Source organism: Bradyrhizobium jicamae (assembly GCF_018130695.1).
Taxonomy (GTDB): Bacteria; Pseudomonadota; Alphaproteobacteria; order Rhizobiales; family Xanthobacteraceae; genus Bradyrhizobium; species Bradyrhizobium jicamae_B.
This window is the reverse complement of the sequence record NZ_JAFCJX010000019.1, coordinates 148,047-172,277: the sequence shown is the minus strand read 5'-3', so window position 1 is coordinate 172,277 and position 24,231 is coordinate 148,047. Positions and strand designations below refer to the sequence as shown.

The 24,231-nt window shown below is 57.9% G+C and carries 21 protein-coding genes and 3 pseudogenes; 10 read left to right on the top strand and 14 right to left on the bottom strand.

Annotated features, from left to right (window positions below):
* Positions 1 to 111: 111 nt before the first annotated feature.
* On the bottom strand, positions 112 to 762 hold the full coding sequence (locus tag JQ604_RS26535) for a TetR/AcrR family transcriptional regulator (RefSeq protein ID WP_212363589.1): 651 nt from the start codon (positions 760 to 762) through the stop codon (positions 112 to 114).
* Positions 763 to 885: 123 nt separating this feature from the next.
* On the opposite strand from JQ604_RS26535, the gene JQ604_RS26530 reads away from it, so the two are divergent.
* Positions 886 to 2,532, top strand: a complete 1,647-nt coding sequence (locus JQ604_RS26530) for a CocE/NonD family hydrolase (protein WP_212363588.1) — start codon at positions 886 to 888, stop codon at positions 2,530 to 2,532.
* A 22-nt stretch (positions 2,533 to 2,554) separates the two neighbouring features.
* On the opposite strand, the gene JQ604_RS26525 is transcribed toward JQ604_RS26530, so the two are convergent.
* A complete protein-coding gene (locus JQ604_RS26525) occupies positions 2,555 to 3,481 on the bottom strand; it encodes a LysR family transcriptional regulator (RefSeq protein ID WP_212363587.1) in 927 nt (308 codons plus the stop codon).
* A gap of 158 nt (positions 3,482 to 3,639) precedes the next feature.
* Here JQ604_RS26525 and JQ604_RS26520 point away from each other — a divergent pair, with 158 nt between their 5' ends.
* From JQ604_RS26520 to JQ604_RS26505, 4 genes are all read left to right on the top strand, one after another.
* Positions 3,640 to 4,857 carry an acyl-CoA dehydrogenase family protein gene (locus JQ604_RS26520; protein WP_212363585.1) on the top strand — a complete coding sequence of 406 codons (1,218 nt, stop codon included), beginning with the start codon at positions 3,640 to 3,642 and terminating at the stop codon, positions 4,855 to 4,857.
* A 26-nt stretch (positions 4,858 to 4,883) separates the two neighbouring features.
* Positions 4,884 to 5,423: a flavin reductase family protein gene (locus JQ604_RS42205; protein WP_212363583.1), complete on the top strand. Its 540-nt coding sequence runs from the start codon at positions 4,884 to 4,886 to the stop codon at positions 5,421 to 5,423.
* 54 nt (positions 5,424 to 5,477) lie between these two features.
* A complete protein-coding gene (locus JQ604_RS26510; RefSeq protein ID WP_212363581.1) occupies positions 5,478 to 6,773 on the top strand; it encodes an MFS transporter in 1,296 nt (431 codons plus the stop codon).
* A gap of 198 nt (positions 6,774 to 6,971) precedes the next feature.
* On the top strand, positions 6,972 to 8,087 hold the full coding sequence (locus tag JQ604_RS26505; protein WP_212363579.1) for a hypothetical protein: 1,116 nt from the start codon (positions 6,972 to 6,974) through the stop codon (positions 8,085 to 8,087).
* Positions 8,088 to 8,247: 160 nt separating this feature from the next.
* Here JQ604_RS26505 and JQ604_RS26500 read toward each other — a convergent pair whose 3' ends face one another.
* Positions 8,248 to 8,877, bottom strand: coding sequence for a TetR/AcrR family transcriptional regulator (locus JQ604_RS26500; protein ID WP_212363577.1), 630 nt, complete (start codon positions 8,875 to 8,877; stop codon positions 8,248 to 8,250).
* Between the two features lie 616 nt (positions 8,878 to 9,493).
* On the opposite strand from JQ604_RS26500, the pseudogene JQ604_RS42050 reads away from it, so the two are divergent.
* Together JQ604_RS42050 and JQ604_RS26485 are read left to right on the top strand one after the other, a co-directional pair.
* Positions 9,494 to 10,630: pseudogene (locus tag JQ604_RS42050) on the top strand (MFS transporter).
* Between the two features lie 14 nt (positions 10,631 to 10,644).
* Positions 10,645 to 12,297 (top strand): CocE/NonD family hydrolase, encoded by a 1,653-nt coding sequence (locus JQ604_RS26485; protein WP_212363571.1) that lies wholly within the window; start codon positions 10,645 to 10,647, stop codon positions 12,295 to 12,297.
* Between the two features lie 500 nt (positions 12,298 to 12,797).
* Here the strand turns inward: JQ604_RS26485 and JQ604_RS42200 are convergent, their stop codons facing one another.
* Positions 12,798 to 13,172: an ethanolamine ammonia-lyase light chain EutC gene (locus JQ604_RS42200; RefSeq protein ID WP_433996285.1), complete on the bottom strand. Its 375-nt coding sequence runs from the start codon at positions 13,170 to 13,172 to the stop codon at positions 12,798 to 12,800.
* 97 nt (positions 13,173 to 13,269) lie between these two features.
* A pseudogene (locus JQ604_RS26475) lies at positions 13,270 to 13,779 on the bottom strand (hypothetical protein); the annotation flags it as partial.
* Positions 13,780 to 13,823: 44 nt separating this feature from the next.
* Here JQ604_RS26475 and JQ604_RS26470 point away from each other — a divergent pair.
* A complete protein-coding gene (locus JQ604_RS26470; protein ID WP_212363568.1) occupies positions 13,824 to 14,147 on the top strand; it encodes a hypothetical protein in 324 nt (107 codons plus the stop codon).
* Positions 14,148 to 14,188: 41 nt separating this feature from the next.
* Here the strand turns inward: JQ604_RS26470 and JQ604_RS26465 are convergent, their stop codons facing one another.
* Both JQ604_RS26465 and JQ604_RS26460 read right to left on the bottom strand, forming a co-directional pair.
* Complete coding sequence (locus tag JQ604_RS26465; RefSeq protein WP_212363566.1) at positions 14,189 to 14,440, bottom strand: hypothetical protein; 252 nt, start codon at positions 14,438 to 14,440, stop codon at positions 14,189 to 14,191.
* A 494-nt stretch (positions 14,441 to 14,934) separates the two neighbouring features.
* A pseudogene (locus tag JQ604_RS26460) lies at positions 14,935 to 15,195 on the bottom strand (transposase); the annotation flags it as partial.
* 152 nt (positions 15,196 to 15,347) lie between these two features.
* Between JQ604_RS26460 and JQ604_RS26455 the strand changes: the two are divergent.
* Positions 15,348 to 16,235: a LysR family transcriptional regulator gene (locus tag JQ604_RS26455; RefSeq protein ID WP_212363564.1), complete on the top strand. Its 888-nt coding sequence runs from the start codon at positions 15,348 to 15,350 to the stop codon at positions 16,233 to 16,235.
* Between the two features lie 87 nt (positions 16,236 to 16,322).
* Here the strand turns inward: JQ604_RS26455 and JQ604_RS26450 are convergent, their stop codons facing one another.
* The 7 genes from JQ604_RS26450 to JQ604_RS26420 all read right to left on the bottom strand — a co-directional run bounded on the left by JQ604_RS26450 (position 16,323) and on the right by JQ604_RS26420 (position 23,065).
* The gene (locus JQ604_RS26450; protein WP_212363562.1) at positions 16,323 to 16,766 is read right to left on the bottom strand and encodes a CBS domain-containing protein; all 444 of its coding nucleotides are present in this window, start codon (positions 16,764 to 16,766) and stop codon (positions 16,323 to 16,325) included.
* A gap of 368 nt (positions 16,767 to 17,134) precedes the next feature.
* The gene (locus JQ604_RS26445; protein ID WP_212363560.1) at positions 17,135 to 18,139 is read right to left on the bottom strand and encodes a D-2-hydroxyacid dehydrogenase; all 1,005 of its coding nucleotides are present in this window, start codon (positions 18,137 to 18,139) and stop codon (positions 17,135 to 17,137) included.
* Between the two features lie 188 nt (positions 18,140 to 18,327).
* On the bottom strand, positions 18,328 to 19,182 hold the full coding sequence (locus tag JQ604_RS26440) for an SDR family NAD(P)-dependent oxidoreductase (protein WP_212363559.1): 855 nt from the start codon (positions 19,180 to 19,182) through the stop codon (positions 18,328 to 18,330).
* Positions 19,179 to 19,883, bottom strand: a complete 705-nt coding sequence (locus tag JQ604_RS26435; protein ID WP_212363558.1) for an aldolase — start codon at positions 19,881 to 19,883, stop codon at positions 19,179 to 19,181. The genes JQ604_RS26440 and JQ604_RS26435 overlap by 4 nt, the downstream gene beginning before the upstream one ends.
* Before the next feature lie 90 nt (positions 19,884 to 19,973).
* Positions 19,974 to 21,599 carry an NADP-dependent glyceraldehyde-3-phosphate dehydrogenase gene (locus tag JQ604_RS26430; protein WP_212363557.1) on the bottom strand — a complete coding sequence of 542 codons (1,626 nt, stop codon included), beginning with the start codon at positions 21,597 to 21,599 and terminating at the stop codon, positions 19,974 to 19,976.
* 33 nt (positions 21,600 to 21,632) lie between these two features.
* Complete coding sequence (locus tag JQ604_RS26425; protein WP_212363556.1) at positions 21,633 to 21,953, bottom strand: putative quinol monooxygenase; 321 nt, start codon at positions 21,951 to 21,953, stop codon at positions 21,633 to 21,635.
* Positions 21,953 to 23,065, bottom strand: a complete 1,113-nt coding sequence (locus JQ604_RS26420) for an isocitrate/isopropylmalate dehydrogenase family protein (protein WP_212363555.1) — start codon at positions 23,063 to 23,065, stop codon at positions 21,953 to 21,955. Before JQ604_RS26420 ends, JQ604_RS26425 begins: the two co-directional genes overlap by 1 nt.
* A gap of 385 nt (positions 23,066 to 23,450) precedes the next feature.
* Between JQ604_RS26420 and JQ604_RS26415 the strand changes: the two genes are divergently transcribed.
* Positions 23,451 to 24,194, top strand: coding sequence for a GntR family transcriptional regulator (locus tag JQ604_RS26415; RefSeq protein ID WP_212363554.1), 744 nt, complete (start codon positions 23,451 to 23,453; stop codon positions 24,192 to 24,194).
* Positions 24,195 to 24,231: the final 37 nt, after the last annotated feature.

Genomic DNA, 24,231 nt, shown 5'->3' with positions numbered 1-24,231 from the left:
ACCTTAAAGCTAGACTTAAGGTCAAATCCTCGGGCCGCCTCTCAAACTACACAAGGCGGCCGACGCCGGAGGGATACGGTCGATCAGCACAGCGTCGTTCAACTTCGTGTATCAGCGTTGAAGGCCCCGAACTGATAGTTCGAGCAGCGACCTCAGGCGAGCGATTCCCTTTTTTTGGTCGTGCGGCATGGTGATGCTCCATTCCCGGACGCTAGATGTGTAGATCGCAAACAGAGTGTCCGCCGCCCTGTCGATATCCACGTCCGACCGAATTTTGCCTGCTTCCTTCTTCTTGGAAAGAAAGGCCGCCAGTTCCCGTCTCGCTTGCTTACGCCTAGCCATGATCAAGTCCATATGTGGATTCCTATGGAAGAACTCCATTTGCTGAAGTACATGCGCACTTAGAGACGGTACTGCACTCCAAAACGCGAATAGTTTCCCGAGACCTAAGACCAATTGGTCCAGAAGATCACCCTTATCCGGAATATCGGCAAAGAGTGGATCCAACTTCTTAAGCTCTTCCACAAAGATCATGGCCAAAAGGCCAGACTTGTCATTTGAGTAAGCAGAGACGGTGCCAAACCCAACGTCCGCTTCTTTTGCGATTTCGCGGAGCGTCGTCTTCTCATAACCATGCTTGAGAAAGAGCCTCCGAGCTGTCTGTCGGATGATCGACTCCTTAGCGGTCTTGTTGCGCTCTCTTAGGCTCGCCTTCACGGCCGTTCTCTCCGTCGAACTGGTTTGTTTCATCGTCGCACCCAAGTCGCCCAATCCGATGTGGGAAGTTCGGCGCCCCTACGCTATCACGTTGATAACTCGATCGCGATCGAAACTGATTGTGATCAGTAATTATTGAGGCTATGCTGCCCAAAAGTTGGGGGAAATATGCCAAAGCCTGCGGTAGACCAGTCCGACGTCATGATCCCTATGAGCGATGGGGCGAGGGTAGCGGTTCGGATATATCGTCCAGAGGGACCTGGTCCATTCCCGACCTTGTTCGCGGCGTCGCCTTACCGATACGACAATGACGACGTGCCGCCTTCGATGATCTTCTATTGGCACGAAACCGGTCCGATCGATTTTTATGTCGAGCGAGGCTATGCGTATGTTCATCTCGACGTCCGCGGAACTGGTAAGTCAGAGGGAGAGTACGGGTTCTTCAGCCGTCGTGAACGAAGAGACTTGTATGAAGTTATTGAATGGATCGCGGCGCAGCCGTGGTCCAGCGGAAAAATTGGTGGTATCGGACAATCCTATTACGCCGCCGCTCAGTGGTGCATGGCTGCTGAACGACCCCAGCATCTGACATGCGTCGCGCCTTTCGATGGTCACATCGATTTCTACAATGGATGGTTCTATCAAGGTGGAATCCAGAGCCAGTTTGCTTCCGTTTGGTGGAACGGCTCGGTCCGCCTTGCGAATCGATTTCCTGCCAATGGATCGGGACCGCGCATCATCGAATATGATCTGATCGCCGACCTTATGCGGCATCCGATCCGTGACGATTACTGGGAAGAACGGACCATTGTCGATCAACTTTCACAGGTCGACATTCCGGTCTACTCGATCGGCATCTACGTAAAGCGTGATATCCATCTAGATGGCAACATCATTGGCTACAACACCGTGCGAGGCCCAAAGAAGCTTAGGTTGTTGAGCACTCCCACGCTCCCGCAAGCTTTGGCTGCGTTCGCCTCGACTGCAATGCACGAAGAGGTCTTGCTTCCGTTCTACGATTGTTACCTCAAAGGAACACGCAACGAATACCTTGATCGTCCAAATGTCGAGTTTGACCTGTGTGGATCTTCAGCGACGCTCACATCCACCACCTGGCCGCCCGTAGGCGTGGAATACAAAGAGTTCTTCCTCGGATCTGGTCCGACTGGAAGTGTCACATCTATGAACGACGGGACACTGCAGGACGAAGTTGATCTCGGCGTGGCAACCGACCAGAGCACGGAGTATTCTTATCCTGATTCACAATGGGCGATCGGTCCAGTTGCACATTCGGCCCGCGGTCCCGACCTGCTAAAGAGAATGGTTACCTTTGCCTCTGCAGCTTTTGGGCAGGATATCATCCTTGCCGGCTGGGGTGAGTTGGTTCTTTTCGTCTCATCGACTAGGGACGATGCAAACTTCATCGTCAAGCTTTCTGAGCAGTTCGAACAACCAGCCGATGATCGAGCGAAGGGCATCCAACCGCAATCGATCCTGATCTCGAAAGGATGGTTACGCGCCTCCCAACGGGCAATTGACGAAGCCAGAAGCGTCAAAGGTGGGCCCGTCCATTTTCATACGAAGCGCTCTCAACTCGTTCCCGGTCAAGTCGTTGAATTGCGGATCCCATTAACGGCCACAGCCTATAAGGTCAGGTCAGGTTCAAGAGTTCGCATCGATATATCTTGCGCCGACTCCACGGTCACAGATCTGCAATTTTCACACGCCTTCACGCCGGATATGGTTGGCAAAGACACGATACATCATGGACCGACACACCCGTCTCGGCTCATCTTGCCAACATTGCGCACTTAAGCCGTTCGAGTAGCGAGTAGGTTCATCCAAATTTGCTCGACGCGTTGCATGTGGCTAAGCCTAGTATCAGCGTTCGCAGCCACCGGAAGGCCGGATCGTCGGCTAGCCGGGTGTGCCAAATCAGCATTTCGTTGAAGGAGGGACCTTCGTGCGCAAATTCTAATAGCCTCAAGTTTGTTCTTGCGGCAGTGGAGCCAAACAGCCGCTTTGGAATAAGGCCAAGATACTTGGTCCCAGCGACAAGATCTGGAATCACCGAAAAGCTTGGCACAATAATCTCGGCCGGAAATTCTTCGGTAAGCGGGCGACTCGAGATCTCCGCCGTCGCCATGACCAAGCCTCTAAAGCCTACAACAATCTGAGGAAAACGAGCGCAGTCTTCGCGTGATACGGGTCCTCTCAACGGATGCTCACCGTCGACAACACAGCAATACACTTCAGAGAAGAGGAAGTCGCTGCGTATTGTTGGGTCCTGATGAACGATTGTATGAACGGCGGGATTGCCGGTAACGCATACGTCCACTTCTCCAGCACGGATGCTTTCCAACGGGGATTGAATCGGTAGGACTTCGAACTGCACCCGAGGCGCCCACTTGGCGCATTGCCGGAAAAGATCGTTAAGCAACGTGATCGTGGAATAGTCGGACGCCATGATCCGGAATCGACGACTATCCTTGCTGGGCTCGAACTCCGGCTTCGAGCTCACAGTGGCCTCCACTTGAAGCAAAGTCGCTCTAATTGATGCCGAAAGGTGCTCCGCAAGAGGTGACAATTGGAAACTCTTACCTCGGCGCACCAGCAGCTCATCATTGAACTGTTGCCTTAGGCGCAGGAGCATTCCGCTCATGGTCGACTGTGTCACGCAAAGCTTTTCGGCTGCCTTCGTGACGTTCCGCTCGGCCAGGAGGGCGTCCAGAGAATAAAGTAGATTGAGGTCGAATCTCGCCATTTGTCCGACATGTCGCCACACGGCGTAGTATACTGGAGATGCTGAAGAAATGCCAAGTATCGTCTCGACCGATATTCGAGCTTGAGAAATCCCATTTGTCATTCTGTCTGTGGAGAGGGAGGCTGATCCGACCAACATAAAAGCGGAGGGAACGACAAATGTGGGGCTTCGCGACACATGAAGTGACGACGGGCTCAAGAGCTAGGCCGGATCTTGCCGATCTTGTTGGTCGCGTCGAAACGCTCAATGAACATTTTCGAAGTATTGCGCGCGAGACTGAGGTCAATCGTAGGGTTCCCAAGCGCTCGATGGAATTGCTGCGGGATGCGCAACTGTTCAAGGTCATGCAGCCGGCTGCTTTCGGTGGATATGAGTACGGCCCGGCCGAACTGGCCCGGCTGGGATACGAATTGGGCCGGGGCTGCGGAAGCACTGCTTGGTGTGGAACGCTTACGATCGGAGGTCAATGGATCGTATCCTTCTTTCCGGAAGAAGCGCAGCAGGAGGTTTGGAGCGATCCAAACGGCATCGTTGCCGTAGCGCACACGCCAAGCCGCGATTGCGAGCGCGTGTCCGGCGGATTCCGAATAGCTGGCAAGTGGCCATATGTGAGCAACTGCGAAAATTGTCCGTGGCTGATTGTCGCTGCAATGATTCCCTGTGAAGGAAACGCCCCAGAGCTTGGCTGGTTGTTACTTCCCAGTGAAGCGTTCACGGTCGACCAGAATTCCTGGTTTACCTGTGGCCTTCAAGGGACCGGGAGCAAGACATTGGCCTTGGATGAGCTGAAGTTCGTTCCCGAGCATCGCGTACTGCGATTTGCCGACATAGCAAGCGCGACCGCGCCTGGCAGCGCGATCCCCGAAAACATCATGGCTCGCTTCTACTTCACGACCTTCGGTCCCACGTCCCTTGCCGCACCGATACTTGGGATGGCCCGCGGCGCGCTGGATACGTTCACGGAGATGGCTCGCTCCAAGTCGCGTCCCGCCGCGGCTGGTGCCGCTGCCCTCGCGCTCCAATCCCGGGTGCAGGGCAAGATCGGCGCCGCTGCAACAAGTATTGACGCCGCGTTGACGTTGCTGGTCGACGGTCTGGAGTGCGCGGACGCAAAACTCAGAAAAGAAGGAACGCTTGACCGCGCGGAACGATTGGCCATTCGACGCAATCATGGATTCGCGGCTAAGCAGGCGGTAGCTGTCGTCAACGAGTTGTTTCTCCGGGGAGGGGCCAGTTCCGCGGACTTATCCTTGCCCCTTCAAAGGTTCTGGCGCGACGCCAATACCGGCGCGCTGCATATCAGCCTCGACCACGAAAACACCGACATCATGTACGGGCAGAACGCCCTCGGGATTGATCCCGAAGGAATGTTTTAGACTGACAACCAATAGGACTCGCAACCATGAGCAAAACTCCGGACGAAGATGTCGTAGTCCAGACGAAACTCGCCATGCGCAGGCTGGCAAGCTCCGTCGCCATCGTGACATGTCAAGACGAGAGTGGCCGTTACGCTATGACGGCCACATCCTTGAGCGCGATGAGCATGCGGCCTCCGTCATTGATCGTTTGTGTAAACCGATCTTCATCGTTCTACGAGCACATACGTGGCGTCGACAATTTCGGGGTCAACATTCTGAACAGTGGGCAAGCCGACGTCTCGATGCGTTGCGGCACGTCGGGCCAGATGGATCGATTCGGCGCAGGCTCTTGGAGGCAAGACGATTCAGTTCCAATCCTGGCTGACGCTCAAGCCAGCCTTATCTGCGAGTCTGCGGATCGATTTGATTATGGTTCCCATTCCATTTTCGTGGGCCGAGTGCTTTCCGTCGTCCTGAACGGGACAGTTGATCCGCTGATATATCTAGACGGCACCTACGAAGCGCGTGCCGACCGCCGGCAAAATCACGAAAAATGCGCTTGCGACAGACACCACACCGTGTAGTGTATTCATCAACAGGAGCTGAATACAGCCATGCGGTATTAGAGGGGAAGGCCAATGAGTGCCGAGCAAGGGCTTGCTTCTGCCGTGAGCCTTCTTCTTCCAAAGGAAGCTCCGGAAAAAGCCGAGAGGCTGATCGGGAGCGATGGACGGCTATACTCGGGCTGGACGACGACGCTCGCCTCGCTGATTGGAATGGTATTTGGTCCAAGCAGCATACTCGTCTTTTGCTTCAGCGCATTTGTGTTGCCGCTTGAGGCCGAGTTCAAATGGGGAATTTCGACGATATCGTTGGGCGCCTCACTTATTTCACTCATGATCATTACGACTTCGGTCATATCGGGCTATCTAACCGATCGCCTAGGTGCCCGAAAATTGGTTCTTTGCTCGATTCCCCTGTTTGGATTGAGTGTCTCCGCCTTGTATTTTCTTCCTGGGAATCTCTATGTTTTCTATGCGGGCCTTGTGTTGGCCGCACTTTGCGGCATCGGCGTATGGCCTGTCACCTACAACAAGGCTACCGCCAGCTGGTTCGATAAGCGTCTCGGGCTGAGTCTAGGGCTTGCAAATACGGGGATAGGCATCGGCGCTGCCGTATTGCCTGCCCTTGTAGCCTACACCATTGCCAACTTTGGGTGGCGTACAGGCTACGCCGTATTGGGTGTTCTCGCGATTATCGGCCCATGGCCCGTCGCCTTCTTCATGCTGAAGGAGCGTCGCGTCAAAATAGAGACTCATGATAGCGCCGACCTACTGGGGATTTCGCTGCGTCAGGCCGCTAAGACCCGTGAGTATTGTATTTCGGCCGCCGGCTTTTTCGTCCTGGGTACCGCGAGCTCCGGAGCGGTTATTCACATGATCAGGATTTTGACTGACGCAGGCCTGACGCCGGCTGAGGCGACCTTTTTGCAATCAGTGATGGGGATATCGTTGATCGTCGGACGGGTTTGCACGGGCTGGTTTCTAGATCGGCTCAAGGTTTCCGTGGTGATGACGACCATGTGCCTCGCTGCCGGGGCAGGGCTTTGGATCCTCAACTCGAGCCCGCCATACGCACTGGCCGCGGTCGCTGCATCGCTGCTCGGCTTCGTGATCGGCGCTGAATTCGATGGACTTGGCTATTTGATTCCGAGGTACTTCGGGCAGAAATTTCTAGGCGTGATCTACGGATCCATCTACGCGATATTTCAAATTGGAGCGGCGTTGTCGATTGCGGCATTCGGTTTCATCCGCCAAAGCACAGGTTCGTACTCTTTGGCGCTAACGGTCGTGTTTGCGGCGTTGATGTTTGCCTCCGGCCTATTTCTACTTCTCGGCAGGTATCGCTTCTTAGGACGAAATCCTGGAGGCTAGGGTGATCGCGCTTGAGTCGGCGCTAATCCGGCGGGCTTTGTAAAGTACGAGAGTGTGTCTAGCCAGCAACACTTTTGGCTTGTAAAGGTACACTGTACCGTGTAGTTCCTTGCATACTGCACCGTGTAGAGTTTTATGATTTGACCGGAGCGGAGCCGGTCGGATCGGAATGAGGATTTTTAACTTAGGGGGGACATCATGAACCGTCGCTGTACCATTCTTGCAGTATCCATGCTTTCAATCACGGGGAGTGCGTCTGCCGCTGATCTTCCCGCGAAGGCAAGTCCAGCAGTGGCTGTCGACACGCCGTTTTTCAAATTGATCGACGATCGCATAACTGTATCTTGGATGCCTGCGGGCACCGATCCAGGAAACTATTCAATTCGTCCTGATGGCAGCATCAACGGCAAGACTGCTAAACAGGTCTATTCGTTCACGCACTTCGACATATGGGCCTACGGCACGAACTTCTTCAACATTTCTCTCTTGAAGTCAGATCACAACGATCCCGCCAACCCCTGCACGAATGCAGGCGTCATCTTCAACCCGACTAACGGCACGACGACGTCTGCCGCTTGCGAGGGGGCGTCAGAGATCTTCGGCCAAATCAGGTCGACGTTCGGCTGGAACGAAATCTTCAATACGAAAGCGTTTGCCATTGATCCGCTCCGCAACATTTCTTTCGCGGTAGGCTTGGATGCGAACACTGTCAATAATCGCCTGGCGCCGGCGAAGCGCGACGTTGTCGCCGGCCTTCAGTTCCAGTTTGCGCTTCCCTACAAAGGCTTCTTCAACGTTTCACCTTTGATGTATTGGGATTTTGCAAATCACAACGGCTTCGCGCAGTGCGGTAGCGGCTTCTCGGGACCGGTACCAGGCGTCAACTGCTTGATAGACGGCCACCGCAGTTACAATCCGACTTGGGCGATCGAAACCAACTATTACATGGATCTCGGGTTTCTTCCTGAGAGCATGCAGTTCTTCTCGATCAGTGGCCGAGCCGCCTGGTATGGTCCAAAGGGAACTGAGAGCAATCCACTTCCTTACAACCCTTTGCCAGTGGCGGCGCCCGCCAATCTTAATACCACGGTCGAGTTCAATGCCGAGCCAATCCGGCTGACGTTCGATGCTTCCAAAGCCGCTTGGGGGCCGAAATATTCGCACTTTGTTGATATGTGGGTGGCGTACCGCTATTGGCAAAACAAATTCGGACTCGATCACGAGAAGAGCAGATTGTGCAACGTCTCGCCGGGGGTGAGCAACAACACGTGTACCGAATCAACAATCTATAGCGGCATTACCATGAAGTTCTGAAACTTCCTTCGTTAAACCTCCCGAAGGAATAGACTAAGTGCCGGGGTAGTTCCGCGGCACTTTTTTTGCAGGACGAGAACTTACTTGCACCGGAAAGGTGGATCAAGCTGGTTTCGTTCGACGTCGCGCACAAGTGCTGAGGTTATTCACCCCGATGACTTTAGCCTTCGCGAGCTCCATTCAGGAAAAGCCTTACAGTTGTAGAGACGTTTCGTCTAATCTCCTTCTGCAAAGCCTCTCGCGACTGTCCGAAGAGCAATTTCATATGGGTATCGCCCTTAAGCATCGCGATAAAAAGAGCAGCGGCGGTCGTAGTGTCCTTCAGCACCAAACGGCCCTTTCGCACTTGCGTCGCGAAATACGACGCGACAGCGTCTTGGGTTCGCTTCACCGGACCGGAAAACATCATGTTTCCGATATCTGGAAACTGACGCGAATCGTTGATTACTGTTTGAAACAGATTAATTTGTTCAACCGAGTATATGCGGGCGAGGAACCACTCGCCAAACCGCTTTAGAACATCCTCAACCTCTTCCTCAGTCTCTCTCGCCAGAAACTCGGGCGGTGTGATGCGCTCGCAAAGCTCCTGAACGACGGCGGCAAAAAGGCCCTCCTTGCTTTCGAAGTAGTCGTACACTGTTCGTTTGGAGACATTCGCCTGAACGGCCACTTCGTCCATGCTTGTGGCGCCAAACCCGCGCTCAAGGAATATTTTAGTACCGGCCTCGAGGATAGCTTCGCGCTTGGTCGCTCGCGGCCCGCGGCGAGGAGCGCTTCTTTTGGATTTCATCGGTTCCCGCTCAGTTCTAGAATTTAATTATCGATCGGCCAACCTCGAGCCTCGCCGACTTTCGTATTGGGCTCGCTTTGCCCAGAATCGATAGCCTATACGCTGACCTGAGGGGGCGAAATGTTCCCCGTCAAGCCAATCAATTGCTGGTTTCCCACCAAAAAAGCGCCCAGCCGCTTCCCGAAACAAGTTTCCTAGCGCTTCTAGGGGGCCTTTGGCCACGATGTTGGTCGCGGCGAAAGCCTGCGGCGACTAGCTCATTCGTTGATGCTTCTTCCGCCCAGGCTGGAGTTCAATGCCTAGCAGGCTGGCGCCCGTATCAGGCTGACAGGCCGACGTGCGAAGGGCCCGATCCACAGGGTACGGATAGCAGGGCGCCAGTACTATCCGACGGGTGCAAACCGGCGGCTAACACTCGACAAAACTATACGGTATAGTATATGTCTCCGAACAGTGCCGGCAAACGGTTCCAGTACCGAAGACTCTCGGCAATCAAAGGGGAGAGGGCGTGACAATATCAGCCGGATCCGTTGCGCACGAAGATCTGTCAAAACGCACTAGCAATTGGCGCATAGTATTGGGTGCGGTTCTGGGTCTCATCGTTGGCAACGGACCGATGATGCAGTTCACCTTCGGCGTCTTCTTAACCGCCCTAGTAGAGAGTTTTCAATCCGACCGCGGTACGCTCTCGGCTGCCCTCATGATGGGCCTGTGCGCGACGGGAATCGCCACGCCTGTCGCAGGCTGGCTTGTCGATCGCTACGGCGTCCGCCGAATTACATTGCCTGCCGTTCTCCTGTCGGGGAGCGGGATGGTTGCGCTCGGATGGCTGCCAAACTCCTCAACGAAATTTGTCGCGCTCTACGGTGTTGTCGGCCTGGTATGGGGCGGCCAAACCCCGCTGCCCTACGCAAGAGCCGTTGCTGGCGCTTTTGATCGACGACGAGGGCTCGCGCTTGGCATCGCTATGACTGGTGTCGGTCTCGGCGCCGCGCTGATTCCACTGCTAGCAGCCCATCTCCTCGCGAGTTTCGGGTGACGTCACGCTTACATGATGCTGGGGGTGTTGGTGGTAGTGCTGGGGGTACCCGCAGTCTGGACGCTTGGGGCCGACGCGCGTCGGCCCAATGGAGCGGTCGTCGAAAAGCCAGGCTTGTCCACGCGCGAAGCGATCGCAAGTGCGCACTTTTGGCAACTGAGCGGCGCCTTCTTCTGCGTGGCCATGACCGCTTCGGGTGCGACCGCGCATCTGATCCCGCTACTCACGGATCATGGCGTTCCGACCGCTCAGGCGACGCGGGCAATTAGTGCAGCCGGTATCGCGCTAATTGCGGGAAGGTTAGTCGCCGGAGCCATGCTTGACCGCTTTTTCGCGCCGAATGTTGCACTTGCCTTCTTCTTGATGCCGCTTGCGGGCATCATCATGCTGCTATCAACAGTCAGCATGCAAGCAGGGCTTGTCGCGGCCATGCTCGTCGGATTGGGGCTAGGCGCTGAGATCGATCTGATCGCCTTCCTTCAATCACGCTATTTCGGTCTGCGTGCCTTCGGCGCACTCTACGGCTACCTCTTCGCGATCTTCATGTTGGGTAGCGGCATTGGTCCCTGGGTTATGGGTTTAAGTTTCACGCGGTTTGGAAACTATACGCCAGCGCTCTGGCTGTTCGCTGCGGTGCTCGTGCTTGCGTGCTCCCTGATGTGGCAACTAGGCCCCTATGCCTTCGGCCCAACGTCCGACCGTTCCTCATCCTGAGACGGGAGATCTCGATGTTAAATCCACTGACGCCAGAGGTGGTGCATTTCTCCGCCCGGGATGGCACTAAGCTGGCAGTGGCCGTCTACAAGCCTTCACAAGCGCGCGAACTGCCGACCTTGTTCGCCGCCTCGCCTTACCGTTTCGACAACAATGCGCTCCCGGCCAGCCCGCAGTTCCTATGGCGGGAAACCGGCCCGATCGATTTCTACGTTGGCGAAGGCTACGCTTATGTGCATCTCGATCTGCGAGGCTGTGGCCGTTCCGAGGGCGAGTTCGGCTTCCTCGGCAAGGACGAGCAGGGCGACCTTTACGACGCGATAGAATGGGCGGCGGCACAGCCCTGGTCGAACGGAAAGGTCGGTAGCATCGGTCAATCCTATTATTGCATGATCCAATGGTTCCTTGGCGCCCTGAAGCCGCCGTCCCTCGCTTGCATCGGTGCGCATGACGGAGCGGCCGATATCTATCGCCAGGGCTGTTATCATGGAGGTATCCCGTGCGATTTCTTTGCGGGCTACTGGTGGCATCAGAATCGGACTATCAATCGCTTTCCCGAGACTGGACCCGCGCGCAATCAAAAAACCGACCTCGATAGCCTACTCGCGGAGCATCCGCTGTTCGACGATTTTTGGCGCGAACGATCAGCTTGGGACAAGCTCGATCAGATCGAGGTCCCGCTATATTCAAGTGGTGTCTGGGGCAAACATCAGCTTCACACGCGCGGTAACATTGACGGCTATCAGCGTGCGCGAGGTCCCAAGAAATTGCGCATGTCGGCGGCACCCAATGCCTGGACCGCGGCAGCCGAGTTTGCCAGCACTGACTTTCACCGCGCAGTCATGCTGCCATTCTATGATCGCTGGCTGAAAGGAATCGAGACAGGCTGGGAGAGCCGTCCGGCGGTCGAATTCTTTGTCGGCGGATCGGGCGAGCGGCGTGTTGCGGCGCAATGGCCGCCGGCCGAAACAGAGTATCAAACTCTCTACCTGTCACCCACACGGTCGGGCAGTGTCCATTCCTTCAACGATGGCTCGCTAGCATCGCGGACCTCGACAGGGGTGAACTCCAGTTCTTACTCTTACCCCGATCCTGGCTGGGTCGCAGGTGTCGTCGGGTTTGGGCCCGGCGGCCCGGCCTCCGGCTTCGACCCAGTTCGGCGAGTATTGACCTTCACGACACCGCGGCTCGAGCAAGATTTGGTGATCGCGGGGCCGATCCTTCTTCGTTTGTACGCTGCATCCTCCAATGCCGATACGGATTTCTTCATCAAGCTAAGCGACCAACTCGATGACACCGATGCGTACAAGGTTGGCCACAACGCGGCAGCAACTGTTGTCACGCGCGGCTGGCTGAGAGCATCACATCGCGAACTCGATCCGTCCAGCACGACCGAGGTTCCTCGCCACCCGCACGATCGCGCGGACCCGCTCATTCCGGACCAAATCTATCCCTTCGAAATTAGTCTTGAGCCTCAGGCATATCGCTTCGCAGCTGGTCATCGCATCAGGCTGGAGATAGCGAATGGGGACTCACCTGTGACCGAACAGCTCTGGCCACATATGTATACGCCGGAGAAAATTGGAACCGATACGATCTTCCATGATTCTGATCATCCATCTTGCCTCGTGTTGCCGGTAATTCCGACGGCTTCGGACGCCCGATAGAATTGGAGGATTGAGTGTACGACGTTTATCTAAACGGAAGGAACGATCTACTGGTTGTCCCGCGAGGATTTGCTATTCCTTCGAGTCTGAGCGGGAATTGGCGCAAGAGAAAGCGCGTTGTTCGCTCGGTAAGCGAGGAAATTCGTGAGGACGTTCAGCACCGTGGTTACCACCGCCGCAGCCTGATCGGACGTCAAGGTCGCAGTTGATCGCGCGTAAACCCTGGCAAATTGGCAGTGGCCACATTCGAAATTGCACATCAATGATGTTGGCGCACCCGACACGATTCGAACGCGTGGCCTTCGCCTTCGGAGGGCAATTGCTACTATCAATCCTGGACAGCGGATTCAACCAATCAAGAATGGGCTTTTGCCCCGCAGATCAGCAACGCGCTGAGTTCGCGATCGCGAACTGGACGTGTTCGCCCACACGAAGTTCCACTTGAACGCGTAGCTGAATTCGTGGGTTTTGGTCTATAAGGGAAGAAGTTGCCTTACCTTTCAACGGGGATTGACTGACACTCTCTCCGCCATTTGCAGAATTTTGTACGCCAAACTACGATCTCGTGCATTTTGCACCGCCTGCGATCGCGCCTCAGGCATCAGAGGCCACTCCATGACGTACCTGGGAGCAGTTGGCCCCAGGCCCACATCGTCAGCGCGGTTTTTGATCGCGACTCCGGAACAGCCGCGAATGCGGGATGCATGGAGCAGATATGCGATCTGGCGTGCCGCATCGTCGTATTGGACGCCTTCGGGCCTTATGTGCGACACGCAGTTTCGATCGGCATCAGTCGCCCCTCGCTGCGGTGCCAAGGTGAAATAGGCTCCGAGACTATTGGTTGCGGAAGGGCCCGGTCTCTCGCCGATGAGCACTAGCACACTTACAGAATTTACACGGGAGGCGACCGCGTCCCCGAGCGTCAATCGGCGTTCGACTGGGATCCCCTATCGGCATCCAAAGGGGACCCCTTTAATCGGCGCGCTCTGTTGGTAGCGCTCGGGTCGTCGGAGCTGGTCGGGGTTGCGGAGACGGCGCGAGCGCGGGTTGTTTGAACATCGTCGCGGCCTTTGAAACGCCAACTGTCGTTGCCGATCTCAACGATGTCGCAGTGCAGGCGATCGCTGCATGACGGAGCGTCAGTGCGGCCGGCGTCATGATGTTCGCCGGTGGGGCGGGTTCACGTTGGCGGGCCAGGATATTGAGCACGACATCGGCGGAATGGACGCTGTGACTGAGCGCTTCGGCACAGGCCGCTTCCACCGCGGGCAAACCATCAGTCGGCACCGCGTTGAGGATGTCGATCATTTACCGATTGCCATCGTCGGTGCTAGCAAGCTTGCGCCGGATCCGCTCGATCGCGGTCGGCAGCACCCAGTCTTTGAAGGGAGCACGGTTGCGCAAGGCGGGTTTGCGGGCGAGCACCGGCACACAATGCCAGGGGTCGTAGACGGTATCGCCGCGGCCAAAGGATCGCGGGTGGGTGAAGTCCACCGTCGCGAAGGTGGGGGACCGATACACAGGGTATGGGCGCGATGCTCGGCGGAGAGTTCGTCTGGAAGGACGAGGACGGCGAGCGCATCGACCTGGGCGAGACGTTGGTGGCCCAAGCCCGCTGGAATAAGTTGGCTGCTCGTTCGGCGGCAGTCGGGGCTATCCTGGCAGCCGCGGCAATGATCATCCAATCGCAGAAGATCGCTACATTATGGCCAAAATGCATCATGCTGGGTGCACAATGGGGCGTGCCAAGGCATGGCCGCCCGTCCGGCTATTACACTGAGTATGCAGACCAGGCTGCGAAGCTGTGCCGCCTTGGTGCTACCGATGCTGAATTTCTTCGACAAGGATGAGCGGACCATCAACCGCTGGAAAGGCGCTCCCCCGGATTCTGTCAGGCCCTAAGAGACGGTAAGCTCGTCTCGGATACGGAAAGACCGTTAATCGTCACATTGGTCCGATCCGCTTCTTCGACGGCGCTTGCAGAGATCGTGGCCGACAATGATGCTTGCTTTCCGATCTCCGAGACCGAAGTGGAAAGCTCATTGGTAGAAGCTGAAACGGCTTCGATGGTTAGAGACCCCTTCTGAGCCACGGCCGCAACGGCCGTGGTCTGATTGTTAGTAGTTTCGACGATAGCGGTCATGCTCTCAGAAGTGGCTCAGAGTTCGAATTGCATCCGCGACGGTGAGGAGAGCTGAACTGACTGCAGCGTCGAACTCGTCGGCGACGTGCTTCAATAGGACTACACGATCTTGATCTTCAGAGCGTCGGTGGGCTGGAGACATCTGATATACGTAACACGTTGATATTCCATCTCTATTTTATTCGCATAACATAGATTATGGAATGTAATTCGCCTTTTCCGAAACTAAATCTGGCCGTTAGCTACATTGTTACCACGCAGCCGCTTGTCTTCGCCGGATAGCATCGCGTTGGCGTCGACTTCGTTTCCGCATGCGTCCATTCGGCCACCGCGGCAACGTCCCGCTGCGGAGGTGGGCTGGAGGAGCAAGCCGAAGAATTCAGACGCGCAGCTTTCGGCTGACGTATAGGCCGGCACGCCGTGCGCCGTGAGGACCGCTCTGAATTCGGCGCATGCGGGCTAACATAGGCGATGACCGGTATGTCGGAGCGGCCGGCCGCGGCTTCGCCATATCCGCCTCCACGGTCACGGGCGACTATTGCGATCGTGGGATGAGCAGCGAGCCAGGCTTGAGCGGTCGCGGGCTCACGATCAGGCAGCAAGGTGACTACCCGGCGCCTTTCCAAGTTGCAGACGATGCTGGCGTACCGGTGATTGCGCCGCCAAGCCCAATCGTCAATGCCAATGACCTTGGGAGAGTCAGACGGCGGGCGGCTGCAGCGTCGGACCACGCGCAGGAGCGTGTCGTTGCTGACCCGGCGAACTCGTCGGAAACTATTGAAGACCAACCCTTTTCTCAGACGGTGCTTTGGTAGAGGATGTGCGGACGAGAGCTCTGCCCGCTTGCGAGGACCGGATCGTTGAGCAGGAATTGACTGACTGTTGAGGCGTATGCATCGATCTCGATATGAGTAACCGAACCGATCTTGTTGAGTTGGAAGTTTTCCTGGCGATTGTACGTGCAGGCGGCTTCCGTCGCGCCGCGACCATCAGGGGTGTCTCCGCCTCTGCACTCAGCCATTCCATGAGGAGTCTCGAGGAACGGCTTGGCGTACGCCTTCTGCATCGCACCAGCCGAAGCGTGCATCTTACGGCCGCAGGCGAAATGCTCGTGCGTGAACTGGAGCCTCGCTTCCGCGGGATTGAAGATGCCATCGAGGGCCTGAATGAGTTCCGCGGCCACCTTGTGGGCCGCGTCAGGATCACCGCATTGCGCGATGCTGCGCGCCTGCTTCTCGCGCCGAAGCTCCCAGCGTTTCTCGCGGCTTTCCCTGAGATCGAAGTGGAGATTGCCGTCGACGACAAGTTCATCGACATGGTCGCCGAGGGGTTCGATGCGGGCATCCGCTACGGCGGAACCGTGCCCGAAGGCATGATTGCCTCGCGACTGAGCGACAGTCTCGAATGGATCATCGTCGGCTCACCCGGTTATCTCAGAGACCATGGGCATCCAGGACACCCGGAAGATCTCGCGAGCCATAAGTGCATACGCATCCGCCTGGGCACCGACCGGATCTATGAGTGGGAATTCGAGCATCAAGGGAAGCGTCTCGCCATCGACGTTCCCGGCACCATCATCCTTGATGACTCTGAGCTCTCGATCCGCATGGCAGAGGCCGGCGTTGGCCTGTTCTATTGCCTGAAGGCCAGGGTCGACGCGCAGCTGTCGAGCGGCTCACTGGTCGCGGTGCTCCCCGAGTGGATTTCGCCTGGACCGGGCTTCCACGCCTACTACTCTTCTCACCGTCAAGTCCCGTCAGCGCTGCGAGCGTTCTTGGACCACCTCCGGGGTTAGTGGTGGTTTGGCGCTCTGTCCGCGATCGAGCCAGGCAGCCACGGCCCACAAGCAGATATCGGGGGCGACGGCATCGCAGTTCGTCTGTCAGCCCCCGGGGCCGTCCTTCATGATGTAGCCCATCAGGTCGTCCACGTTGTGCTCTAAATCCCGGATGATGTTCTTGACGACGTCTCCGATCGAGATCACGCCTACGACCTTGCCGGCGTCCAACACTGGCAGATGGCGAAAACCGCGCTTAGCCATCACAGCCATGCAGCCCTCCAGCGGATCGTCCGGCTTGACCGTCACCGGGTTGCCCGTCATCACTTGGCCCACGGGCGTCGTCTTCGCATCGAGCCCGGGCAGCAGCACTTTGATGGCGCAGTCACCCTGGGTCACGATACCGACCAGCACGTCGTCGTCGATGACCAGCACCGACCGGACCCGATTGTCGCGCATCTGGCGCAAGGCTTCGACGACCATGTCGCCGGAACGAACATCGATCAGGGCGCCCTTCTTCTGGGCCAGAGCGCTTTTGACTGTGCTCATCGATCACCCCTCGTGGGCCCTGTCCTGCCCCCTTGATGGTCCACATTGGAGAATAGTCGAAATATCTTGCCGCGTCAGCACCGCGCCGATGTCGCCGCGACGCCTGTCACCGATACCGACAGCGGGATTTTCACGGCCTCGATGGCGTAGCCCGGCAGCACCTCCAGCTCGAAGCCGCTGACGTCATCCTGCGCAGCGCAAACCGGGGAGAGATACCGTTTCTACCGTGTCTCCAGATTCCACAGCCGACGGAGCGGTGGAACGGGGTACCCAGGTTCAAGCGGTCGAAGCACTGGCACGGGCTCAAGGGCGCTGTGGGTCAACAGCCGTCGATGGAGCTTGAGCGACGCCCGGTCCGCTTACATCGCTTAGCGGGAAACTCCTCGATCCGTCTCCTGGTGAGACACGACATTCTTCGGCGTCCCACTCCAGAACGCTTCGATATTATCCATGAGTTGGTCAGCAAGCGATTGCACCGCCTCCTGACTTGCCCACGCGACGTGAGGGGTCAGAATGAAGTTGGGCAGCCCGGTCAGTTGCATAAGTGGATGATCTGCTGAGGGCGGCTCGACGGTAGCCACATCAAAGCCGGCGCCCGATATGCGACCGGAACGAAGCGCCTCGCCCAGGGCGATCTCGTCAACCAGACCGCCTCTGGCCGTATTGATGAGTATCGGGCTGCGTTCCATGAGCGCGAACTCGGGCGCCCCGATCATGTTGCGCGTTGCCGGCGTCAGCGGAGCGTGGATCGTGATCGCATCACTGAGGCGCAGCACGTCTTCAAACGGCGTATAGAGCGGCCCCATCCCCTGAACCCCCTTGTAGGACGAAAAGAGGACGCGCATTCCAAAGCCTCGCGCGAGGTCCGCGACGGCGCGTCCCAGCGCGCCATCCCCAATGATCCCAAGTACAGAACCTGCGATATTCCGGATCGGGTAATCGAAATAGCAAAACTGCCCCGAGTCAGCCCAACGTCCCGTCCGCACCGAGTCGCGGTAGGCAATGAGGCTGCGGCGAAGCGCGAACAAGAGAGCAAAGGTATGTTCGGGGACCGTGTCGACCGCGTAGTCCCGAATATTTGACACGAGCACATTCCTGGCAGCACAGGCCGCAATATCCACCACATCTGTCCCGGTCGCAGCGACTGCCACCAGTTTCAGGTTGCGTGCTGTGGCCATCCCCCTTCCAGTTACCGGCGCCTTGTTTGTGATCACAACATGGGCATCGGCAATCCGATCGCTCACCTCCTCGGCTCGCGTCGCTTCGTACTCAATCCACTCGTGTGGAAATGACAATCGGCGCAAAACAACGTCAGGCAGCATCGTGCTCCTATCGAGAAACACGACCTTTGCGGTTGTGATGGTTTTGCTCATGTTGAAACTCCGTCCAGGCGTGGCGTTCGCTTCGGGTCGTACCCGCACATTCCCTCCCCGCATACGACGGACGAGAGATCGCTCCGCAAACGACTTCAAGCAGTTATGAAAGAACGCTTCGCGCTGGGAAAACGAAAAAGAGGGTCGAACACATGAGTATTGCTCAACTTCGCCATTTCAATGATATCTCAGTCCTCCTCCGGCAGTCCTGACATCCAGGCCGCAAAGCGCGGCCCCCAATCAGGATGCCATCGGGAAAGCGCGGGCCTGTTTTGAACCATATCGTCCGCGGCCCAACGAATTCGTCTAGCATCTATTTCGGATGTGACTGAATTGTCGGGGCAAATGATGTAAAAATCGCCGCGCCGAAACCGTTCGACAAACAGGTCGATCACTTGTTCGGCCGTCCAGGGCTCGTCCGGTTTGGCATCCTGCAACGGCTTCAGGCCCGAAAAGTTCATGGGAGTCCATGTGTACCCTGGCACCAGCAGGTGCGCCGTGACACGACCTTCAGTCGCCTTCAAAAGCTCGTGGCTGAGTTGCTCGGTCAGAACCTTCACTGCAGCCTTGGAGACGGAGTACGCCGCTTTGCCGGGAGGGGTGGTAATACCCTCCTTGGACCCGAGATTGACGATCGCGCTTCGTGTCTTCGCTTCGATCATGCGCGGAACGAAAAGATGTTGGGCAGCGAGCACGCCAAAAAAATTTATGTCGAGGGCGTGCCGCCATGCGCCGATTTTCTCGTAAGGGCCGGCGCGCTCGATGATAGCTGCATTGTTCATCAGCAGGGCAACTTCGCCGAACCGTCCGTATGCCGCATCCCTCAAAGCTTCCAGATCCGCCTCACGGGATACATCGCCCGGCACGACGACAATTTCGGTATCGAGCGTGCCGGCGAGCATCCGAAGCGCATCTTTGTCCCTGTCGAACAGCACGAGGCGCATCCCTTCGCGGGCAAAACGCCGTGCCGCAGCCGCCCCGATTCCGTTCGCCGCACCTGTCACAACTGCAACGCGCCCTCGCGCGATGATGTCCGCGTTCATCTCTCGTCCTTCCTTAAGTGAGACCCGCATCCGGTCTTGCCGTGGAAGGGTTCCGATCCAGGCAAAGTCAGTCCGAATGTTTTGACCAGATCCTTCTCCTGCTCTGGCGACAGGAAGCGAGGATTGAGGCCCCGCAACAGCAAATAGAGTTTAGCGGTCTCTTCGAGTTCCTCGGTCGCAAACACGGCGGCCTCGAGCATTTCGGCAGAGACGACCGGCCCGTGATTGGCCAACAGGATGGAAGAGTATTTCCCCGCGAGGCCCGTAATCGCCGAAGCGACCGCGGGGTCTCCCGGACGATAGTATGGGATCAGGGCGGTCTGACCGCACTTCATCAAGTAGTAGGGCGTCATCGACGGCAGGGCCGCTCGCGGGTCAATCTCTGGCAGCATCGAGAGGGCCACCGAGTGCGTCGAATGAAGGTGAACGACAGCCCCCGCACTGCTGCGGGTGTCGTAGAGCGCAGCATGGAGCGGCACTTCCTTGGTCGGAGGATCACCGGAAACGACGCGCCCTTGCGCGTCGATTCTCGATATCCGGGCAGGATCAAGAAAGCCGAGAGAGGCATTCGTGGGCGTTACCAACCACCCGCCGTCTTCCAGCCGGACGCTGATGTTACCCGACGAGCCTGGTGTCAGCCCCCGCTCAAATAATGACCGGCCGAACCGGCAAATCTCTTCTCGACGTTTGGTCTCGCTCACGTGCATACCGAAGGTTGGAACCAACACCTCGTGCTATTGGGGCTGAACTCAGCCCAACGGCGCTATGAACCACTCGGGAGTTGTTCAAGATCAGAGAATGAAGCCGGTGTGGATGAAGTTCGAGTGGTGACCGTCGACAATGGCATTGAGGATTTCGCGCGCTGGTTGGGTGTATTTTGTCGCCACCATCGAACGTATTGAAAACGAACGCAGCGCATCGGTGACCGACAATGTGCCTTCGGCCGAGTCCTTCCTTCCGGTGAACGGGAAGACATCGGGCCCACGCTGACACTGACAATTGATATTCACCCGGCACACCTGATTCACCAGCGAATCGGCCATGCGGCCGATCATGTCGGGATCGCGGGCAAACAGGCTCACCTGCTGACCGTGTTCGGAGGTGGCAACGTAATCGAGCGCAACGTCAAGATCTGCGAAACTCATGATCGGGACCAGGGGACCGAATTGCTCCTCGCGATAAAGCCGCATCGCCGACGTCACCGGGTATACTACCGCCGGATAGAACAAGGTGCCTTCAACCGTGCCGCCACCGGCGTTGAGAACCTCGGCACCGTTGGCGACGGCATCGTCCAGAAGCTCGGTCATTTGCCTGGCCTTCCCCATGCTGGGCAAGGGGGTCAAGCTGACGCCGGGCGTCCACGGCATTCCGATCTTCAGATCGCCGAGAAGCCGCAGGAATTCCGCGATGAACGCATCTGCAACGTCTCGATGGACGAGCAGCATCTTCAGAGCGGTGCAACGTTGTCCGTTGAACGAGAGAGCCCCCGCCAGGCATTCACGCGCGGCAAGCGCGATGTCAGCGTCAGGCATGATGATGGCCGCGTTCTTGGCGTCGAGCCCTAACACCGCACGCAGACGATTGGTCTTCGGGTGCACCTTCTTGAGGTGGTCTGCCACACGGCTTGAGCCGATAAGGGTCAAGACGTTGACCTTGCCGGTGCTGAGAAGTGCTGGGACAATCTCAGCGCCCTCACCATAGGCGAAGTTGATGACCCCCGGGGGAAACGCCTCGCAAAAGGCACTGAGCAGCGGCTCGAACAGGAGCACTCCGTTGCGCGGCGGCTTGAACACGACCGAATTGCCCATGATCAGGGCCGGAATCAGTGTCGCGAAGGTTTCGTTGAGCGGATAGTTGTAGGGACCCATGCACAGCACGACCCCGAGCGGTGTACGGCGGATGAGGCCGACCGTTCCGTCCACGATTTCGAACTGGGAGTTCGCGTTGTCGAGGTTTCGCAGCGCCTCGATGGTTTGCCTGATATAGTCGATCGTGCGGTCGAACTCCTTTTCGGACTCGCTCAGGGTCTTGCCGATCTCCCACATGATGAGACGCGCGATCTCCGCGCGGCGCGCGCTCATGCGGGCCAGGAATTTTTGCATCGCGGCGATGCGGCCGGAGGCGCGCATCGTCGGCCAAACGCCGCGACCGTTGTCGTATGCGGCCACCGCGGCATCGAGAGCCACCAGCGCCGGCTCGACACTTCCGAACGGATGGCTACCGAGCCGCACCTGCGTCAAACGACCGTTGTCGTCACGAACCATCACCGGCGAGAGCACATCCTTGGTTGGCCCCGCCCAATCGCGGATTTCACCACCGACGAGGATGCGACGCTGCTCGATCGGCGCGATCGCAAATTCGCGCAGGCCTGCGTCACCGGCGTCCGGAAACAGCAATCTCAGCTGATCGGAGTTCATGACATCCCCCAAGATCCCAGAGATCCCTGATCGCTAATCAGCGAATTTGTGCGACTTTGTCGTGCCCCCAAGCCGCACGTATGTCGCGACCCGCTTGTCGATCACCCAGGGCGCAACCAGCCTGTCGAAACGACGAAAATGCTCAGTCGCCAAATGCGCGTCAAATGCCGCTCGATCGTCATAGATCTCATAAAGGAATATCTCGGCGCCGTCGGCTGCTTCGCAGACATCAAAGAGCCGACACCCTGGTTCGAGTGCGATCGAATCGGCGGCGTTCGCCAGCATCGCCTCGCGAAACTCCACCGTGTGCCCCGCCTTGATCGAAAAGGTCACGCTCACGACGAACTCGCCCATCACGCCACCGCCTTCATCGCTTGCGGAAGAGCTGCAATGGTTTCGCGCGTCACCGCCGCGCACCCCGCCGTGCCGCCGAGCTCGATCGGCACCGCCCCGGAAGAGAGCGCCATTTGTACCGATGCTTCAATGAGACGAGCACGAACCTCCAGCTGAGGCTCGCTATGCTTCTCCGCGAGCCAATCAAGCATCATCGCGGCCGAGAGGAACATTGCGCACGGGTTCGCTTTTCCCTCTCCGGCAATGTCAGGGGCTGTACCATGCGCAGGCTGGAACAGGGCATGCTTATCGCCGACGTCGGCTGACGGAGCCATGCCCATTCCACCCACGAGTCCGGCGGCGAGATCGGACAGAATGTCCCCGAACATGTTCTCGGTGACCATGACGTCGAGTGTCCATGGCTTTTTCACCATGGTAAGCGCCATGGCGTCGACATAGGCGTGGTCGGCTCCGATCGCCGGATGTGTCGCCGCGACCTCATTGAAGATCTTGCGAAAGAAGGCCATGGAGGTGAACACGTTCGCTTTGTCGACACAGGTCACCCGCGCCTGGCCGCGCCTTGATTTGCGACGTTGGGCCAGCCGGAAGGCAAAATCGCTCACCCGCGCGGTTCCGCTCCTGGTGATGCACATCGTGTCGTAAGCTTCATCGTCACCGACGACCTTGCCCCTGCCCCGGGCATGGAAAAGCCCCTCCGTCTGCTCCCGGACCAGGACGAAATCGATGTCACGGACGCGCTCGTCCGACAGGATCCGCGGGAGGCCCGGAAACCAACGGATCGGCCGGACCCCGGCGTAGAGATCCAGCGCCATGCGGAGATCGAGCTGGGGAATGATTTCCGTACCGTCGGAATGCCGAATGTCCGGCCACCCCATGGCGCCGAACAGAACTGCATCGGCCCGGCGGCAAGCCTCGAGGGCAGCGTCCGGGAGTGCTTCGCCGCTCTCGGCATAATATTGTGCCCCGGCCTTCCAGGTCGTCGTTCGCATCGGCGCGCCGGGGGTCTTGGCCTCCACCGCGGCGAGAAGCTCGAGGCAGGCGGCCATGACTTCCCGCCCGATGCCATCGCCGGGCAGGACCGCAATATCAAGTTCGTTGGAAGAGACTGTCACGCTGCATCTCCAGGTGGGGTCTGCTTAGGCTGCGGATCGCATCGCCATCGGTACGTAAACGGCGTCATTGTCGCGTTCAATAGCGTATGCATTACTTGCACACTAGTCCGATATGACGAAAGCTGCAAGGTTGAAGCAGAATCCTTGTCCCGTCCGGTCGAAGGGCGATCAGCAGGCACCGCCCCTCATCCACGAGTTTTTGGAGCAAGCGGCGAGCCTCCCCTTCTCATTCGACCTGGGCCAGGGCTAGGTTTTGGCAAGTGACGGATTTGGCTGGGATCGTTCCACAACCGAACCGGTGTCGATCGCTTCCGACGCATGGTCGCGGTAGAATTGGTTGCTCACGGCGATAGTGGTAAGACTAGGGAGAGAAGAACTGACCGCAATGACAACCAAGCCTCGAAAAAAGTCGCCAGACCTCAAGGCTGTGCCCCGAAAAGCGCCGACACGGGCGCGCCTTGCTCCCGTTGCGTCCCCGAGCGGCAAACCCAATCAAGCAGATATCGCCTATGCCCGGCTGCGCGAGCTGATATTGAGCGGCGCGATCGCCCCCGGCAGCTTCGTTCTCGAACTTGAGGCGGCGGCCCGGCTTGGCATGAGCCGGACCCCTGTCCGGGAGGCGATGGTGAGGCTGCGCGCCGAAGGCATCGTCGAAATCCGCGCGCGCCACGGCATGCGCGTCCTTCCGGTGTCGGCGGACGACATGCGCGAGATCTACGAGGTGCTCACGAGCCTGGAAGCGACCGCCGCCGGTCTCGTCGCGAGGCGTGGGATCGCCAAGGAGGCTTTGGTCTCTCTCAACATGGCCGTCGCCAACATGGACGACGCGTTGGATCGGGACGACCTGGAGGCGTGGGCCCAAGCGGACGAGTCGTTCCATCGGACACTGATCAACAGTTGCGGCAATCGACGCATCATTCAAACCGTCGATCAGTTCTGGTCGCAGGCGCACCGCGCGCGTCTGCTGACGCTGCGCCTTCGCCCCAAGCCGACGCAGTCGAACCGGGAGCATGCCGCTCTAGTGCGGGCGATCGCCAAGGGCGACGCTGAAGCCGCCATGCGGCTGCACCAGGAGCACCGCGAACGTGCGGGAAGGCTCCTAACCGATCTGCTCTCGAAGCTGCCCTGAGCCGCCAATCAGTTCGCACTTCGTACCTGGCAGCGCT